Genomic DNA, 18,475 nt, shown 5'->3' with positions numbered 1-18,475 from the left:
ATGAACTCCGTAACTTGGCAAACAAAAGTGGGCTGGTTAACCGCAAAAAGCTCGGGTGATGCGTTAACTCACCTTGAGTTTGCGAGGGACCTGCAGACACAACGAACGGCGGATACCGTATTAACCGAAGCCGTTAGACAACTCGATTTGTTTTTCGAGGGCAAGCTGAGGCAATTCAATTTGCCTCTTGCTCCGAGCGGAACTGCTTTCCAAAAGCAAGTATGGAATGCCCTACTTGAAATTCCATACGGTGATACTTGGTCCTATAAGCAGTTAGCTGAGTTCGTGGACAGACCAAAGGGTTTTCAAGCTGTAGGTCAAGCCAACGGTAAGAACCCGATCGCGATTATTATTCCATGCCATCGTGTGGTTAATGCTGATGGTGGGCTAGGCGGTTATGCTGGCGGTTTAGAGAATAAGTCGAGGCTATTGCAGCTAGAAGGAAGGACATTGGTATGATCAAGAAAGTCTTTGGTGCTGCTCTCGTTTTGTCGATTGCAGCATGCAGTACTGAAGAACCTGTGTCCGTTGATGTTTTGAACTTAGAACAAACGCTCGCACAAATTACTGCATTTGAACAGAGCGCATGGGGTGGTTGCGATCGTGGTCGATACAACGGAGTCCGTGAAGAGGGCGACGAACGGCTTCCTTTCTGGGTGTGTGAAGGCGTCTTCGAAAATTCCTACCCATACGAATTCATGATTGTAACTGAACCCAATGAGAGCGACGTGCGCTATACCCAGCTTGAATACCGCCGAGGCCACAATGACAGCTTTTATGCATTACTTCGTTATTTTCTTCGGTTACAAGGCATTGAAAGCGCGCAAACGCGAACAGAACTTCGCTCTGAAGTCAGTAGTGCTATTTTTGCCAATCCGAGACACTCCGCATACACACCTATAGCGCGCTTGCCCGATGGGCGGTTGCTGGAATTAGCACACAACCACCCAGAAAGTGCTTTTTCTACTTTGCGGGTGGTTAATCCGTAGCTTTTGTTGCGTGGCCAATTCTGAGCATGAAGCTATACATAACGGGCACTACAATAAGTGTCAGAATTGTCGCAAAACCAAGTCCAAACATGATGGCTACAGCCATACTGGCAAAGAAAGCATCGAACAGTAACGGAATCATGCCTAGTATAGTGGTGACCGCTGCCATGCTAACTGGTCGCACTCTTTTCACCGAGGCATCGATTAAAGCCTGATACCCTTGTTTGCCCTCGTCCTCTTCCGCTTTGACCTGTTCCAGTAACACAATACCGTTTTTAATTAGCATCCCTGTCAGGCTCAACATACCAAGCAGCGCCATAAAGCTAAATGCTTGTTGTGTGAGCAGTAACCCGGCTGTTACACCAATAATGGATAACGGCACGGTGGTCCAAATGACTAAGGCTTTCCGCGCAGAGCTAAATAACAGAACGGTGATGACAAACATGGCCAAATAACCGAGTGGTAGTGAGGAAAACAAGGCAGCTTTGGCGTTGGTTGACGCTTCATGCTCTCCACCCCACTCCATTTTATAGCCGTTAGGAAGATTTATTGCTTCTATGGCATCTCGAACACGCGCTTGAATTACCGCTGGCGTTTCTTCAGAGAGCGGATCAGGGTCGGCCATAACGGTGAGGGTGCGTTTGCGATCTCGGCGCTGAATAAGCGATTCTTCCCATTGCAGTGGGATGTCATCGACAACCTGTGTTAGTGGAATGTAGCGATTTAGCGTAGGGCTGTGTACCAAGATGTCTTGCCATTGTTCGATGAACAGGCGTTCTTCCTCAGGCGCACGAACAACAATTGGCAATAAGTCGGTGCCGTCACGATAAACACCCACACGTCGGCCATGGAAGTTCGCCAGCAGTAGGTCGTCCACATCTTCTTTTGTCACGCCTACGCGTCTGGCATGCGTTTCGTTGAATTGAGGACGAAGAACTTTACTGGGCTCTAGCCAATTGTGCCATAGTGTGGCTATGCTCGTATCTTGTTGCAAAATATTTTCCGCCTGCTGTGCGAGTTCGCGCAGAACTTGAGGTTCTGGACCCGAGAACCGTACTTCGATAGCAGCCTTTACGGGCGGACCTATTTCCATTTGGTTTAGGCGTGCGCGAACCTGCGGATGGTGAGTCGCCAAATAGTCTCTCGTTTGCGCAATCACGTTAGGTAAGTTGTTTTTGTCGTTTACTTCAATGATTAGCTGGCCATAGTTCTCGTGAGACTTTTCGACCAAGTATGGCAAGGTAAAGCGAGGAGCACCGCGGCCAATGGTTGTAGCAACTGAAACAACCTCTGGAATGTCGAGTAAATAATTCTCTGCGCGACTTAGGTCGTTTGCGGTGGCTCTAATATCTGTACCTTGTGGATACCAAACACTGGCAAAGAATATCGGAGTGTTCGAACTCGGGAAGAAGCTTTGTTTCACCTGACCAAAACCATAAACCGACAATACGAGTAACGCCGTCATGGCGGCCATGGTAACTACACGCCACTTCAAGGCTGCACTAAGGAGTTTTTGATAGGCTTTAAATACCGGTTTGTCGTACAACGCGTTGTCGCTTTCCTGCACTTGCACGCCTTTTGCGAACAGCTTATTTCCTAGAAATGGAATCAAAGTAAGCGCAGTAACCCAGCTAAGACCTAATGAAATGAGAAGCACCCAAAACAAAGAACCGGCGAACTCGCCTGTAGCGTCTGAAGACAAGCCAATAGGTGCGAATGCAATAATAGCGATGAGAGTTGCACCTAGTAATGGCCATTGGTTTTGCTTGAGGACCTCTTGTGCAGCTTGTAACCTAGACTTCCCTCTCTGCACACCAACCAACATACCTTCAGTGACTACAATGGCATTGTCTACGAGCATACCTAGGGCAATGATGAGAGCCCCAAGGGACACTCTATGCAGTTGGATATGGAAGATGTCCATGAAAATGAACGTGCCCATAACAGTGAGAAAGAGCACAAAGCCAATAAGGAAACCACTACGCTTGCCCATGGTTAAGAAGAGTGAAAGGACGACAATAACCACCGCTTGTAATAAGTTCCAAAGGAAGCCACTCACTGAATTATTCACTTCCTGAGGTTGATTGTATATGGATGTCATTTCCATACCTACGGGAGTAGCCTCAACAAGCTCGTCGAGCCTGCTTTGTAAGCGTTCACCAACCTCCACTACGTTAACTTCCGTGGTAAAGGAAACACCTAGCCAAAGCGCAGGTTTGCCGTTAATGCGTACTAAATGACGGGGAACGGGCTGAACTTCCCGATGGATATTAGCGACATCGCCGAGGTAAAGTTGAGCTTCTTGCCCCGGATTACTGATAATGAGCGACTCTAGAGCCTCTACATCACTGAACTCTCCTGTGGTGTAAAAGCGAACAGCGTCGTCACCCAGTTGAACTCGACCTGCATTAGAAACTGTATTCTGGGTTCTTAGAAGTTCATAAATTTGTTGCGGCGGAATACCTAAATTGGCAAGTCGTGCACGTGAAACTTCGACACTAACTTGCTCTTGTTGCACTCCGTCGATAATGACTTTCGCAACACCAGGAACCAGTGACAGCTCTCGACGTAGAAACTTAGCGTGGTCGTAAAGCGCGGGTAGCGTGTACCCTTCGCCATGCAACGCCACCATAACTCCGTAAACGTCGGCGAAATCGTCATTCACCTGAATAGGGCCTGCGCCAGGAGGTAAGTTGGGCGATACATCATGCATTTTCCTGCGTAACTCATCCCATATTTGGGCTAGATCATCAGCTCGGTAAATGTCTTTCATTTCCACTTGAATTTGCGACATGCCCGGCATAGAGGTTGAGGTAATATGTCGAATGTAGGGTAGTTGTTGCAATGCGTTTTCTAAGCGAACCGTTACTTCCTCTTCAACCTGTGTAGCTGAAGCTCCAGGATAAGGCGTAACAACCATAGCTTGCTTAATGGTGAACTCCGGGTCTTCTAACCGACCTAGCTGGTTAAGTGCAACGATGCCGCCAAATAGTAAAATAAATAGAAAGAGCCAGCTGCTGGTGGAGCGTTCGATACTATAACGAGCAATATCCATTCTTATAAACCTCGCTCACGTGTCCAGCGACGAACTTCTGTGCCTTCAGAAAGCTGGTGAACGCCCGCTGTAATTACTTCTTGCCCAGCCGTTAATCCAGAAACAACATTGACCGATTCTGAAGTACTAAAGCCTAACTCTACCGCTTGCAGACGAATAACGCCCAGGTCTTCTGAAGTAGGTTCGAAAACCCAAACAAAATGTTGGTCTTGGTTGCTAGCGTCACGACTAAAAACAGCACCGACCGGGATGCTCACAGACTCTGCGGTGCCCTGAAGTACACGCTGGCTATCAATAGAAACGGTGGCTGTCATGCCGGGCAGAACGTTGAAGTTCTCAGGCTTTTGCAATGAGAAAACGACGCGGTAAGTATTGGTCGCAGGGTCTGGAATGCGATCCCACTCTCTGAGTACGCCTGAATAAGTTTGGTCCGGGAAACTGTCGAACTGAATAACCGGTTGGTACTCATGCGACTCTTGTTCTTCTTTTCTCACACGAGCGAATAGCCTTTCTGGCACTTGTATCGCAACATCTACAGTTTCGTCTGACTGTAAAGTCACTACAGGAACTTGAGGGGCGATGTTCTCGTAGGGCTCAACATGAAGTAATGAAATTACGCCTGTGAAAGGGGCATGAATTTCTGTATAGCTTAAGTTGGCTTGCGCTGTTTCTAGCTGAGCGTTAGCCATGTCTCGCTCAGCTTGTGCTTGGTCGAATTCTGCTTGCGACGCAAGGTTTTGGTCTCTTAGCCTCTGCATACGTGCGAACTGAGTTTCTGCCAAACTTGCGCGTGCCTGAGCTTGTTGTAACGCCAATCTATAGTCCGTGTCGTCTAAAGCCGCAATGAGTGCACCTTGCTCAACCCGTTGACCGGGTAGCAAATCGAGCGTAGTTATTTGCCCAGCTACTCGAAAGGTGAGTTGAGCGGAGCGAGTAGCTTCTACCACGCCAGGAAAACGACGAATACGTTCGGGAGCACCTGACTCTGCCGTAGCTAGCTTTACTGGGCGCGGTTGTGCTGCGGTAGTTGACTCGCTCTGTTCACTGCACCCAGCCAATACTAGAGTTAGCAATAGCGCAGGAAATAATATGAGTTTATTCATCGTTAAAGTTCCCAAATTAAAAAATTCGACACTGTGGTTGAGTAAGCTATTGTATGCATGAATGAAGTAAAGTTATATTTAATGTTTCTTTTAAAGATGTTAAGTAATTCTTAATGAATAATTGGTCGCTTAAAGTCTTACAAACGGTTATCGATACCGGTAGTTTGCAGTCTGCAGCGCAGCAGCTGCATAGAACTTCCCCCGCGCTCAGTATGACGCTGAAGAAACTTGAGGATGAGCTAGGTTTTCAAGTACTCGACCGTAGTCAATATAGACTACATCTGACGGAACGTGGAAAGCTCTTTATGCGTCATGCGCGAGAACTCTTGAGGCAGCAAGAGCGACTTGAATCGGTCGTTGTGCAATTAAGGGATGAGGGAGAACCACAATTACGTATTGCTCTAGATGCCGGCATGAGTGGTTTAGTGGTCAAAGAAGCGGTCATGAAAATTCAAGAGCAGTTCCCAGCAACTGAATTAAGAGTAAGTGGTTACTCTCAATTAAATTCTTTAAAACAAGTGGCTGAAGGTCTAGAAGACTTTGCTGTTTGCCCATGGATCCCCACGTTTCATCAAGTGGCAGACTTTGAAAGCATTCGTATTGGGCAGTTTAACCTTGTTGCGGTGATGTCGTCTTATTTGGTCAAGCAATTTGGTATGCCGAAGAAAAGAGAAGACTTGGCTGAGCATGCATATATTTTGCCCCAGGAAATGAATTTGGGTATTAATCCAGAGCAAATTTATAAACTACCGGGGCGTTCTCAAATTCGAGTTAACGATGTTCGCACCTTGGTAGAGTTTCTAAATTCGGGCATGGGGTGGGGAATTGCCCCTCGGCAAATGATTGCCGGTGAAATTGCCAAAGGGCAACTTGTAGAGATTCACATACCCGGGTTTCTTGACCACGTTCAATTAGAGTTTCATTTGCTTCGGCTTGCCTCAAAGCAGTTAGGGCCAGCAGGTCAGCTGTTCTGGCAACACTTTATAGACCGAGAGCGGTTTTTAACGGAAGAGTATTTTTAATCGCTGCTTTGTTTTGGCATGACGTTTGCTACTTCGTACAACAACGACGTTTTTTTGTATGAAGTAAAAGGACTGTTTGCCCTGTGGAAAATGTTCAACTTAACTCGCCAATTCCTCTAGCAAGACCCACTCAACAAGCTGTGTCTGCTCAGGCTAATGGTCGTGAACAAAAGGATGCTCCAGAAAAAAATGCGGAACAGTTCAGCGTCGACAAAGAAACACGGATGATAGCGGAATTGAGCCGTCAAAAATCAGCGGCTCAACAAGAAACGCTACAACAAAAGAATGTTCAGGAAGTTCAGCGTCAAGGAAATGTCGCCTCCACAACCTCTCGTTCTCCTCAACCCTCGGTTCTGTCATCCTCCAGAGCGCCGAATTGGTCGCAACTTAGCGCCGCTGTAAATGGGTACACTCACCTACAACGCGCAATGAACCTTTATCAGCAAATCGAAAGCTTGTAATCTTTCTATGATTTAATACGTTCAGCTCTTGGCTTGTACGCTGAGAAAAACGCATAATGAACGTAGGGCGACAACAGAAAGGAACATTCAATGCTTGAAGCTGTATGGATAGGTTTTGCTTTTATCGTGGGCTTGTTAGCTCGATTCGTAGGCTTGCCGTCACTTGTGGGTTACCTAGCCGCAGGTTTTGTTATTGCAGGCGCTTCAAGCTACCTACCTGTTCCCGAATATAGCGATGGCGTTATCGAGCATGTTGCGCATTTAGGTGTTTTGCTACTTCTTTTTACGGTTGGCTTAAAACTGAATGTTCGTAGCCTAGCAAAGCCAGAAGTGTTAGGTGTTGGCGTTGCGCATTTCGTGATCACGGTCGGCGTAATGGTCGTGGCCTGTGCCGTTATTTTTTCAATGCCTCTTATTGAAGCTTTACTGGTGGCGATAGCCTTAGGCTTCTCCAGTACAGTACTGGCAGCAAAGGTATTAGAAGGTAAACGAGAGCTAGGCGCATTTCATGGCCGTGTTGCCATCGGTATTCTTATCGTTCAAGACCTTATCGCTTTGCTCGTGATGACCGTAGCGAACGGAGAGGCTCCATCGCTATGGGCCCTGTTAGTGTTTGCGTTGCCTTTAATTCGCCCAGTCATGTATTGGTTAATGGACAAAGCTGGGCACGACGACTTACTGATTCTCTTTGGATTATTGCTGGCGCTGGTAGTAGGGGGCTATGGTTTTGAGTTGGTAGGATTAAGTTCCGAGCTAGGGGCATTGGCGTTTGGGGCTTTACTGTCTAAACATGGTCGTGCTGGTGAGTTGTCGAAAGCACTTTGGAGCATTAAAGAATTCTTTCTCGTCGGCTTCTTTCTCAGTATTGGCTTAGAGGGACTTCCACAAGCTCAAGACTGGCTATTCGCTGGCGTGATGTTAGCCTTGTTGCCGTTTAAAATTGTATTGTTCTTCTTTCTTCTCATCGCATTTAAGCTACGGGCTCGCTCGTCATACTTGGCGGGTTTAAGTTTAGGAAACTATTCTGAGTTCGGTCTTATTGTAGCAAGCGTGGTCATGCCTCAATACCTAGTGCCATTGGCGCTGCTGGTCGCATTGTCGTTTGTGGTGTCGGCGCCGCTTAATGCTGTGGCACATCCGCTTTACGACCGTATTTGTAACCGTTTAATGAAGTTCGAACGAAATATCAGGCACCCAGACGAGCAACCGGTGGAGCTAGGTGACGCTGAGTTTCTTGTAATGGGTATGGGGAGAAGTGGCACTGCTGCGTATAAATACCTTGCGGCGACCGAGAATGTGGTGGCTATTGACTCTGACCCCGTGAAGGTAGAAGCGCATAAACAAAACGGCATCGACATTCATTATGCCGACGCCGAAGACGGTGTGTTCTGGCAAAGTTTAAAACTGAATTGCGTGAAGGCCGTTATATTGTGCTTAAGTGAAGTAGACGCCAACGTTATAGCAGCACAAAAACTTAGAAAACAAGGTTTTACAGGGCAAATCATTGCACACAGCCTGCACGAGGATGGAGCCGATAAAATTTTGGCTGCTGGCGCTAACCATGCATATTTAACAATGGCTGAAGCCGGTGTGGGTATTGCGGAGCACGTTAAACAAACTTTTGCGGTGAAAACATGAGTTTATTTTTCTTCCACGGGCTAGAAAGCGGCCCTCATGGCAGTAAATTCCAAATGATCTCGTCGGAGTTTCCTGAACTGGTTTCACCAGACTTTCAGAACATGGACCTTAATCAACGCTTGCTGGTTGCAGAAGAACAAACTCGAGGGATGTCGGGTATGACTATTGTCGGCTCTTCTTTTGGCGGTTTGGTTGCCGCTCGTTTGTATTCGCATTACCCAGAGCGGATCGAGAATCTGGTGTTGCTGGCACCTGCATTGCACACAGAAGACGCCAACTTAATTGCGAGAATGCCAAGCCCAAACAACTGCAAGGTCATTCATGGTACCCAAGACTCGGTAGTACCATTCGAGGCCAGCGAGCGCTTTTGTCAAAAGTTTGATTTACCTTTGGTTGCTGTTGCCGATGAACACCGTTTAGCAGCGCCGTATTCAAAAGAAGCCATTATGGCTGCTGTCCACGAGCTTTATACGCCTTAAAAGTGGTATAAACGAAGTGAATGGGTGGTATAGCCCCTTTATTCTCTGGATTTATTCAAATCTGAACGAAATTCCCGTATAATTCGCGCGTTTATTCAATGCGTATACGTTTATGCTTTCTCTCGGTTGAGAGAATGGTTTGGCGGATAGGCTTTCAATTAAGAGGAATCATTTGTGTTAGAACAATATCGCGCACATGTGGCCGAGCGTGCCGCTGAAGGAATTCCAGCAAAGCCCCTGAATCCAGAACAGGTTTCTGATTTAGTCGAGCTTTTGAAAAATCCACCTGCAGGTGAAGAAGAGTTTTTACTTGAACTGCTAAGCGAACGCGTACCTCCTGGTGTGGACGAAGCCGCATACGTAAAAGCAGGCTTCCTAGCAGCTATCACTAAAGGTGAAGTATCTTCACCAATTATCGATAAGAAATTAGCGGTAAAACTACTGGGCAACATGCACGGCGGTTACAACATTGAAACGCTAGTAGAGCTTCTTGACGACGCTGAACTTGCAGAGCTCGCAGGTGAAGAGCTTAAGCATACTATTCTTATGTTTGACGCGTTCCACGACGTTGAAGAACGTATGAAAAACGGCAACGCAGTAGCTAAAGCTGTTGTTGAGTCTTGGGCTGAAGCCGAGTGGTTCTCAAGCCGTCCAGCAATGCCTGAAACAATTACAACTACAGTATTTAAAGTTCCTGGCGAAACGAATACTGACGATTTGTCTCCTGCACCTGATGCTTGGTCGCGTCCAGACATTCCTCTTCATGCGAAAGCAATGTACAAAATGCCTCGCGAAGGTATCACTAACGCAGAAGAGCAAATTGAAGAATTGAAGAAAAAGGGCCACCCAGTTGCATTTGTGGGTGACGTTGTGGGTACGGGTTCTTCACGTAAGTCTGCAACAAACTCTGTACTTTGGTACATGGGTGAAGACATGCCTGGTACGCCAAACAAGCGCTCTGGCGGTATTTGTATTGGTGGCAAAGTTGCACCAATCTTCTTCAACACCATGAAAGACGCAGGTACGCTTGTATTTGAAGCGGACGTAGATCAAATGGAGATGGGTGACGTAATCACCATTTATCCATACGAAGGCAAAATTGAGAAGAACGGCGAAGTTATTGCTGAGTACCAATACGCTTCTGACGTAATTATCGACGAAGTTCGTGCTGGTGGTCGTATTAACCTAATCATTGGCCGTGGCTTAACTGCGAAAGCTCGTGAGTCTCTAGGTTTAGGTCACAGCGACATGTTCCGCACGCCTGAGCAACCTAACGACTCTGGCAAAGGCTACACGCTAGCGCAGAAAATGGTGGGTAAAGCTTGTGGTATGGAAGGCGTTCGCCCTGGTACATATTGCGAACCACGCATGACAACTGTGGGTTCACAAGATACTACCGGCCCAATGACGCGTGACGAACTTAAAGATTTAGCATGTCTTGGTTTCAACGCAGATCTAGTAATGCAGTCTTTCTGTCACACAGCTGCTTATCCGAAGCCTGTAGACATTGAAACTCAACATACATTGCCAGACTTCATCATGAACCGTGGTGGTGTATCACTTCGTCCTGGTGACGGTATTATTCACAGCTGGTTGAACCGTATGTTGTTACCAGACACTGTGGGTACTGGTGGTGACTCGCATACGCGTTTTCCATTAGGTATTTCATTCCCAGCGGGTTCTGGCCTAGTAGCGTTTGCTGCGGCAACAGGTGTTATGCCTCTTGATATGCCTGAGTCAGTACTTGTTCGTTTTAAAGGTGAAATGCAGCCTGGCGTAACGTTGCGCGATCTAGTACACGCAATCCCTCTTTACGCAATTAAAGAAGGCCTTCTTACTGTTGAAAAACGTGGTAAGAAAAACATCTTCTCTGGCCGTATTCTTGAAATCGAAGGTCTTGAGCAACTTACTGTTGAGCAGGCTTTTGAACTTTCTGACGCATCAGCTGAGCGTTCTGCAGCAGGTTGTACAATCAACCTTTCTGAAGAATCAATTGCGGAATACCTGCGTTCAAATATCACCATGTTACGTTGGATGATCGCTGAAGGTTATGGCGATGCGCGTACTCTTGAGCGTCGTGCTCGTAAGATGGAAGAGTGGATTGAAAACCCAGACATGATGAAAGCGGACAAAGACGCTGAGTACTCTGCGGTTATCGAAATCGACCTGAACGAAGTTATTGAACCTATCGTTTGTTGCCCGAACGATCCAGATGACGCGAAAACGCTTTCTGACGTAGCTGGTGATAAAGTAGACGAAGTGTTTATCGGTTCATGTATGACCAACATCGGTCACTTCCGTGCGGCTGGTAAATTGCTCGAACAAAACACTGAGAAGTTGAAAACTCAGCTTTGGATTGCGCCACCAACGAAGATGGACGAAGCGCAGTTGATGGACGAAGGTTACTACAACATTTATGGCCGCAATGGTGTTCGTACAGAAATGCCAGGTTGTTCACTATGTATGGGTAACCAAGCACGTGTGAACCCAGGTGCTACAGTACTTTCAACGTCTACGCGTAACTTCCCGAACCGTTTAGGTGACGGTGCGAATGTTTACCTAGCGTCTGCAGAGCTTTCAGCAGTAGGTGCGATTTTAGGTAAAATTCCAACTCGTGAAGAGTATATGGAGTTCGCTCAGAACCTTAATGCTATGTCTGGCGAAGTCTATAAGTACCTTAACTTCGACCAAATGCCTGACTTCCAAGCGGCAGAGAAGAAAGCTAAAGACACAATTATTCCAACGATTAACGTTGCATAATCTGTTTTAAGCTTAGGTAGTGATTGAAAGCCGAGTTACGAAAGTGACTCGGCTTTTTTGTAGCCGCCGGATTAAAGAGGATAGCCTTGTAGGCTGGAGCCAATCTAGTATATTTAATCATGTTGACTAACATTGAGAATCTTACGAAAAGGAATTTGTTAAATGCGTAATACTTTAAAATGGATTTTTCTTGTTGCGGTTTTAATCACAGCTTTTTATTTTTTAAGGCAGGTAGTCAATAGCTCTAACCAGCAAGTTAGTGAGCTCCAAGTTAACGACACCCTGGTGAATAGAACACAAAGTGAAGGTTCGCGCGAACAAGTCCAAGAAGTATCGACCGCTACCGCTCTCTTTGATACCTCTAACTTACGAGAATGCGAAATCTTTCAGCAGGAATATAATGTTGCGCGTCGAAATTGGTTAAATGGCCAAGAGCAAGCTTGGGGAAACTATCTGCAAGAGGGGTATTCGCTGATTGACGTGACATTGGTGATGGCAAGATTTACGCACCCTCGCTTAGCTGCCGGTTTTAGAGCTGAGCAACTACGTTGGCAATCAGAAGTGGCAATTTATAATCGAGATTTGAACCAAAGCGCGAGCCAAAGTATTGAGGGGTTTGCAGCATCTGGCATGACTTTTCAGCGAGCGATTCCCCTTCCAGGACTTGATTCATTTGAATCTATGTCAGAGTCTGAGAAAACTCAAGTTCTCAGAGAGCTACCTGTCAATGTCGATGATATAGCTTATTTTATTTATGAGGGACTGCCATTTGAGGACATCACAATGATGTTGGACTCAATCGAAGACCCTCAAAGCGTAGTGAACTACGATAGGCACGATATTGTCTCGTTGTTTGATTATGCTGTTGTAGCGTCTCGCCCAAAGATTGTTGAAGAGTTATTGCTTCGAGGCATGACACCTACAGAAGATGAGTTTTTGGCTTCGTCTATGGATTGGGCTCTGTTGAGTTTGTCTCGATACCTACAAAGTGAAAGAAAGGATGAGACGGTCGAAGTTGTTAAAAGGTTGATGGGTCTTGGTGCTAGGGCTAGATTTGAGAGTGTTTCGCCCTCAACCGTGAAAGGTTCGTTTCAGGGCTATGATTACCACTTTAATGAAGAGCAGCTGACTTCTTTACGCAACGACTACCAACTGGACCTAACCCAAATACCCGAGCTAAGTTCGCCATTGTTAGATGAGGAGCATCCGCTTCTTATGGAGCTATCTCAAAACCTTAATAACCATTTATCAATTGCTTTGGGAACAGAACATAGCTCTACGTTGAGAGATGAGTGTTGGGAGACTGTAACGGCTATCAGTCAACAATGGAATCCTCGTTCAAAGCAGGAGATTTACGATGAATTGACCGAGGGTCTGGGAGAGCCTCCGGCAGGCATCCACGCGATGTTGTCTGATATTGATCCAGTATTAGTCGATTGGTATCGAACTTATAAAGAACATCCCTCCAGACAGCGCTCTTTTACCCCCTTTCCTCAAGAAGTGAATGAGTTACTTTGGGCAAGAAATTATGACCAAGCAATAGAGGTACTAGAAAGCCACGAATTTACGCCTGCAGAAAGTCAAAGTTTGTTTTCTCAATTATTAGAGTTCGGACCGGATATTTATCCTGTTTTGATGAGCAGCTCATTGAGGCAGGGTAAGATTGATTATTTACAATTTGTTCTGAGGCTTAGGGCGCCGCAAGAAATGCAGCCCCTAGAATCTTTAGGTGCTGACTTGAGGGGATTTGACGAGCGACAGAAGACGCTTCTTTTTTATGCAGTAGATCAGATGAATTCGGAACTTGTGACATATCTGGTGGAAGAAGGTTTTCCCTATTCGTTTGATGATTTGGGACAAGATCCGCTTCATGCTGCTCTACGCCAAGGAGTTATGAGAGGAAGTATTACTGAGCTAGAGCAGACGGTAGCCACTTTAATGTCTTATCAACCTCAAGTCGATGAGTTCCATCGCAACAGGCTTGCTGTTTTGCGATTAAAATATCCTGATGTTTATCAGAATTTGGTGAGTCGTTACCCTCAGCTTGCTATCGACAACAACCAACCACTTCCTAGGGTGAGATAAGCTTTTCTAATAACGACCGTGATGACATCTCGTTTTTTAAGGTGGGGCGTTATACGATCTGCCTAAAATAGACCTAAGAATTATATTTCGCTCACAGAGATTGGTATTCTTCTCTATGGGTGAGGTTTGCGGACCACTTAAAGTCTTCCCGTGAAATTTCTAGAGCCCTGTAACTTGTGATTGATATAGCGCTGAAAAGGTAAAGAATGAAAAGAGCATATTGGATTCTGTTCCTCGGGGTGTTAATCACATGGAAAGCAGATGCGCTTGTTCCACCAAAGATTTCCACTTCTGAACTTTTCAAAGACGCTGGTTTTATAGGCGTTGTAGAGATTGCAGAAGTGCATGCGACGCTTGGCTATGATACTTGGGGCTCAGTTTGTGGGGTAACTTATAGAGCCCATGTCGAGGAGTCAGTTAAGGGGCCCATTACTAATGAAGAACTATTTTTACATGTGCTTTCTAACTCCCAAAATGAGGTTTTGGAAGTAGGTGAAAAATACTTTGTGTATGCGGAAGGTCGTGAATCACAAGAATCTGTCCTCCTTGAAAGTCCCTTCAGGCGTGATTTAGAGTTTTTTCCTGAAGACTGTTTCTCAAAGATCGATTCAGCACTTTATGTAGACCTTAGGTTTTCGCCTAAAATGGAAGAAATAGTGGGCGTAGAAGCAGTTACGAGCTGGGGGATAGAGCGTATTAATGGCACAACAGAACTTCGCAGTGTTTGGTTCCATGAGAGTTCGGGAAGATCGCTAGTTGCCGTCAAAAAATTTCCAGACTTTTACATTGAAAGACTCACCCGCCAAGGAATCGTTTTAGAGGACTTGCTCTCATACTTTCGAGTGGAACTAGAGCTTTTAGAAGAACGACAGTAGTAATCCTCGCTATGTTCTACGTTAGAATTAGAAACTACGCACAGACTAAACCAACAAAGGCTGAACAGCTATGAAGAATGCGCTACAAGAGCAATTGCTAAAAGCAGGATTGGCAGATGAAAAGAAGCTTAAGAACGTGAAGAAAGAAAAGCATGTTCAACGTAAGCAGGCAGGAAAAAAGAAAGCTGTTGTGAATGAAGCAACGCTGCTGGCTAAAGAAAAGCACAAGGAACAAGTGGCGCGAGATCAAGAATTGAATCGGCAACGCAAAGCGGCTGCGGATGAGAAAGCTGTGGTTGCTCAAGTGCGACAACTGATTACCGTAAACCGTGTGGCTCATGAAGGCGAGATTGCGTTTAATTTTGCAGACGGTACTTTGGTGAAACGATTGCATGTGAGTCAAAAAATTCATAACGAACTTACTCGCGGTAAGCTTGCCATTGCCCGGGATGGCGACGGTTATGCTCTTATTCCGGTTCCTGTAGCGAACAAAATTCAAGAGCGTAGCCCAGCAGAAGTTGTCTTAATAAATGACAATCAGGATACGCAGAACAACGCAGACGAAGACGACCCTTATGCTGATTACAAAATACCTGATGATTTAATGTGGTAGAAATATCAGTCGCCGAACACTGGCGCTTAAGAATATACACCACTGTGACCATTCGGTATGATCAGGTTACTTTAGTACCTTATTAGCATTGGACAGTAAGCCTTGTTTCAACTCGATAAATCCGGTTTCCGCCAAGACATTAACGGACTCAGAGCATGGGCGGTTATCGCCGTTGTGCTCTTTCATTTCGGAATTCCCGGATTTTCAGGTGGATTCGCTGGCGTAGATGTCTTCTTTGTCATCTCAGGCTTTTTGATGACGGACATCATTGTGTCTGGCCTTGGGCAAGGAAGGTTTCGTTTTGGACTTTTCTACCTAGCTCGCGCTAAGCGAATTTTTCCTGCGCTGATTGTTCTGGCGTTAGTGTGGCTAGCAGCTGGCTGGTTCTTCTTACCTACGCCCGACTATCAAGAGCTTGGTTCGCAAATTGGTTACGCGCTTGGATTCATTTCCAATATTGAATTTGCCAGTGAAGCTGGATATTTCGACACGGCAGCCCATGAAAAGTGGATGTTGCATACATGGTCTCTCGGTGCGGAGTGGCAGTTTTACATGCTTTTCCCTATCTTTTTATGGGTGACGGCTAAGATTTTTAAACAGAACCTGCTCGCCATTTTTACTGCTCTTTGTATCTTGTTTGCCCTCTCTCTCGGCTATGCGTTCGTTGTGGTGCAAGCGTCACCTTCAGACGCGTTTTACTTATTGCCTTCGCGAGCTTGGGAGATGGCCGCGGGCGGTATTGTATTCTTCTTGGCAAGGCTTCATAGGCCTATCAATATTCCTTTGCCCATTTATGCGTTAGCTTGGGCGATGCTGTTTGCTTCGTTCTTGATGTTTGATGCGCAAACGATGTGGCCGGCGCCTTTTGCCCTGTTTGCAGTCGTTGGTACTATGCTATTAATTTTGGCGAATCGGCAAAATGATCTGTTCACAGCACATCCTGTAGCTCAGTGGTTCGGGCTTCGCTCGTACAGTATATACTTGTGGCATTGGCCTTTTGCTGTACTTCTGTATTTTATGGGGGCGCAACAGTCATGGTTATGGATTGCTGTGATGGTGGCGGCAAGTTTAGTTTGTGCAGAAGTGTCTTACCGCAGTGTTGAAAACCCTGCGCGTAAATGGCTAGGTCGCCTTTCCGCCGGTAAGAGCGGTATCGTTGTCCTGACTGTTTTAGTGCTCGCTTATGTGCCAGCGGCGATTATCAAGGAAAATCATTTTGGCGGTCGAGTTGCGCCTGAAATTGATGCGGTTGCCGCAGAGGTTGATAACCGTAACCCTCGTCGTGAAGAATGCCAGGCTTCCCGCTCGCAAGGAGAGCCCGTCGGTTGTACCTATGGTGGCGATACGCTTGGCGTTATCGTTATAGGTGACAGCCATGCAGGCTCGGTGATTCGTTCGGTTGAGCGAAGTTTACCAAGCAGCAACTTACATGTTCTCGACTGGACTATGAGTGGTTGCCCTGTTATTCGAGGTATTGATGAGGTTGGCAACTTAACCTTTGCATGTGAAGCGTTCATTGAAAGAGCATTAAATGAGCATCAGAATATTCCGTCTCATGTACCTATGCTTATCGTGAGCCGCTTTGCTCAGTCTATTGTAGGGCCCATGGAGTCTGAAAATCCTTTACAGGAAGCTCCGCGGTACTACATCGACGAGCTTTATGAGCGTAAAAGCGATGCGTACTTTGACGAGATGACGTCAGCACTGGTTGATACTGCTTGTCAGTTTGCCCAATATCGCCCAGTGTGGATGCTTAGACCTATACCTGAAATGCCGTCGAGCGTGCCGCAAACTATGTCGCGTAGCATGTTGTTTAAAGACAACGTGGAACGGGTGTCGGTAAGTCAGCAAGCGTATGAGAGTCGCCAAGCGGTTATTCTTGATGCTCAGGATCGTGCAGCTGCACAGTGCGATGTAAAGATTATAGAGCTACCCGAAGAATATTGTGATGGCGAAAGGTGTTGGGGCGACTATCAAGGCCGTCCAATGTATTATGACGATGATCACCTAAGCGAGTTTGGGGCTAGCTTTTTGCAACCTAAATTGCGTAATTTATTTGAGTCTCTGCGAATCGAGGAAGAAACGAATGCAGGATAAAATTTGTGTAGTTGGACTTGGTTATGTAGGGCTTCCGTTAGCGGTGGCATTTGCAGAGCAATTCCAAGTGATTGGCTTTGACATTAACTCTAAGCGTATTGCAGAGCTCGAAAATGGTGTGGACGGAACAAAAGAAGTGGAGTCTTCTGCTTTGCAGGCAGTACAAGGCTCACTTACCTTTTCCTCTGAAATAAGCCAATGTGAAAGCGCGAATATTTATATTATTACAGTACCTACCCCTATAGACAGTTCTAATCGCCCAGATTTGAATCCTCTTATTCAGGCGTCTCGCGCGGTAGGTAAAGTACTCAAGAAAGACGACTTAGTGATTTATGAGTCTACGGTATACCCAGGCGTTACCGAAGACGTATGCGTGAATGAATTGGAGCAGGTCTCAGGGCTTCGATTCAATCAAGACTTTTACGGTGGGTATTCGCCAGAGCGCATTAACCCAGGTGACAAAAACAATACCTTCAAAACCATTTTAAAAGTGACTTCAGGCTCTACCCCTGAAGTTGCAAAGCGCGTAGACGAGTTATATCAAAAGGTGGTCACTGCCGGCACATACCTAGCCTCGAGCATTAAAGTGGCAGAGGCCGCAAAAGTTATCGAGAACACTCAACGCGACGTGAACATTGCCTTAATTAATGAGTTAGCGCTTATTTTCCATGAAATGGGTATAGATACACGAGAAGTGATTGAGGCGGCGTCTACCAAGTGGAACTTTATTAAGCTGTTCCCAGGGCTTGTTGGCGGCCATTGCATCGGTGTCGACCCGTACTATTTAACGTTTAAGGCTGAAGAGCTAGGTTACAAACCCAATCTTATTTTGTCTTCTCGACAAATTAATAACGGTATGGCCAAGTACATTGCGGAGCAAACCGTAAAGCAAATGATTGATAATGCTCTTGTGATTAAAGGGGCGAAGGTTCTTATTATGGGCTTCGCCTTTAAAGAGAATTGTCCTGATGTTCGTAATACCAAAGTGGTCGATATGGTGACTGCACTGCAAGAGTACGGTGTTCAGGTTTCCGTGTGTGACCCTGAAGTTGAGCGAAGTGATTTAGACCGTTCGGGTAACTTCAATGTTGTTGAAAACCCATTGGAAAATAATGAAAAATACGCCGCTGTTATTCTGGCTGTCGCGCATAACCAGTTCAGAGCTTACAGTCAGGAAGACTTCGAACGTTTGTGTGAAACATCGGAAAACCAGAAGCCTGTGCTTATCGATGTTAAAGACGTAATTCCCAGCCCAACGTGGCGTTTGTAAACCCGTATCCGCCAGCTAAGAATAAGGA

At 46.1% G+C, this 18,475-nt stretch carries 14 protein-coding genes; 12 read left to right on the top strand and 2 right to left on the bottom strand.

The features are described 5' to 3' along the window. Together EYQ95_RS06820 and EYQ95_RS06815 are read left to right on the top strand one after the other, a co-directional pair. A complete protein-coding gene (locus EYQ95_RS06820) occupies positions 1-459 on the top strand; it encodes a methylated-DNA--[protein]-cysteine S-methyltransferase (RefSeq protein ID WP_111915153.1) in 459 nt (152 codons plus the stop codon). Then, positions 456-989 (top strand): hypothetical protein, encoded by a 534-nt coding sequence (locus EYQ95_RS06815; protein ID WP_111915152.1) that lies wholly within the window; start codon positions 456-458, stop codon positions 987-989. Before EYQ95_RS06820 ends, EYQ95_RS06815 begins: the two co-directional genes overlap by 4 nt. On the opposite strand, the gene EYQ95_RS06810 is transcribed toward EYQ95_RS06815, so the two are convergent. Both EYQ95_RS06810 and EYQ95_RS06805 read right to left on the bottom strand, forming a co-directional pair. Beyond that, the gene (locus tag EYQ95_RS06810) at positions 979-4,044 is read right to left on the bottom strand and encodes an efflux RND transporter permease subunit (RefSeq protein ID WP_111915151.1); all 3,066 of its coding nucleotides are present in this window, start codon (positions 4,042-4,044) and stop codon (positions 979-981) included. The two genes, EYQ95_RS06815 and EYQ95_RS06810, sit on opposite strands and share 11 nt — an antisense overlap. Before the next feature lie 2 nt (positions 4,045-4,046). Beyond that, a complete protein-coding gene (locus EYQ95_RS06805) occupies positions 4,047-5,147 on the bottom strand; it encodes an efflux RND transporter periplasmic adaptor subunit (protein ID WP_111915150.1) in 1,101 nt (366 codons plus the stop codon). 113 nt (positions 5,148-5,260) lie between these two features. On the opposite strand from EYQ95_RS06805, the gene EYQ95_RS06800 reads away from it, so the two are divergent. From EYQ95_RS06800 to EYQ95_RS06755, 10 genes are all read left to right on the top strand, one after another. Next, a complete protein-coding gene (locus EYQ95_RS06800; protein WP_111915149.1) occupies positions 5,261-6,169 on the top strand; it encodes a LysR family transcriptional regulator in 909 nt (302 codons plus the stop codon). Positions 6,170-6,252: 83 nt separating this feature from the next. Next, a complete protein-coding gene (locus EYQ95_RS06795) occupies positions 6,253-6,630 on the top strand; it encodes a hypothetical protein (RefSeq protein WP_111915148.1) in 378 nt (125 codons plus the stop codon). Positions 6,631-6,720: 90 nt separating this feature from the next. Next, positions 6,721-8,268, top strand: a complete 1,548-nt coding sequence (locus EYQ95_RS06790) for a cation:proton antiporter family protein (RefSeq protein WP_111915147.1) — start codon at positions 6,721-6,723, stop codon at positions 8,266-8,268. Beyond that, positions 8,265-8,747, top strand: coding sequence for an alpha/beta fold hydrolase (locus EYQ95_RS06785; protein WP_111915146.1), 483 nt, complete (start codon positions 8,265-8,267; stop codon positions 8,745-8,747). Before EYQ95_RS06790 ends, EYQ95_RS06785 begins: the two co-directional genes overlap by 4 nt. A 174-nt stretch (positions 8,748-8,921) precedes the next feature. Continuing rightward, a complete protein-coding gene (gene acnB / locus EYQ95_RS06780; RefSeq protein WP_111915145.1) occupies positions 8,922-11,507 on the top strand; it encodes a bifunctional aconitate hydratase 2/2-methylisocitrate dehydratase in 2,586 nt (861 codons plus the stop codon). A 162-nt stretch (positions 11,508-11,669) separates the two neighbouring features. After that, the gene (locus EYQ95_RS06775; protein WP_111915144.1) at positions 11,670-13,592 is read left to right on the top strand and encodes an ankyrin repeat domain-containing protein; all 1,923 of its coding nucleotides are present in this window, start codon (positions 11,670-11,672) and stop codon (positions 13,590-13,592) included. Positions 13,593-13,798: 206 nt separating this feature from the next. Further along, a complete protein-coding gene (locus EYQ95_RS06770) occupies positions 13,799-14,467 on the top strand; it encodes a hypothetical protein (protein ID WP_111915143.1) in 669 nt (222 codons plus the stop codon). Positions 14,468-14,537: 70 nt separating this feature from the next. Next, on the top strand, positions 14,538-15,080 hold the full coding sequence (locus EYQ95_RS06765) for a DUF2058 domain-containing protein (protein WP_111915142.1): 543 nt from the start codon (positions 14,538-14,540) through the stop codon (positions 15,078-15,080). A gap of 102 nt (positions 15,081-15,182) precedes the next feature. Continuing rightward, positions 15,183-17,177: an acyltransferase family protein gene (locus tag EYQ95_RS06760; RefSeq protein WP_111915141.1), complete on the top strand. Its 1,995-nt coding sequence runs from the start codon at positions 15,183-15,185 to the stop codon at positions 17,175-17,177. Then, complete coding sequence (locus tag EYQ95_RS06755) at positions 17,167-18,447, top strand: nucleotide sugar dehydrogenase (protein ID WP_111915140.1); 1,281 nt, start codon at positions 17,167-17,169, stop codon at positions 18,445-18,447. The genes EYQ95_RS06760 and EYQ95_RS06755 overlap by 11 nt, the downstream gene beginning before the upstream one ends. The last annotated feature ends 28 nt before the right edge of the window (positions 18,448-18,475 follow it).

The sequence above is a fragment of the Lysobacter sp. N42 genome, from assembly GCF_004344885.1.
This window is presented reverse-complemented; position numbering and strand designations above follow the sequence as displayed.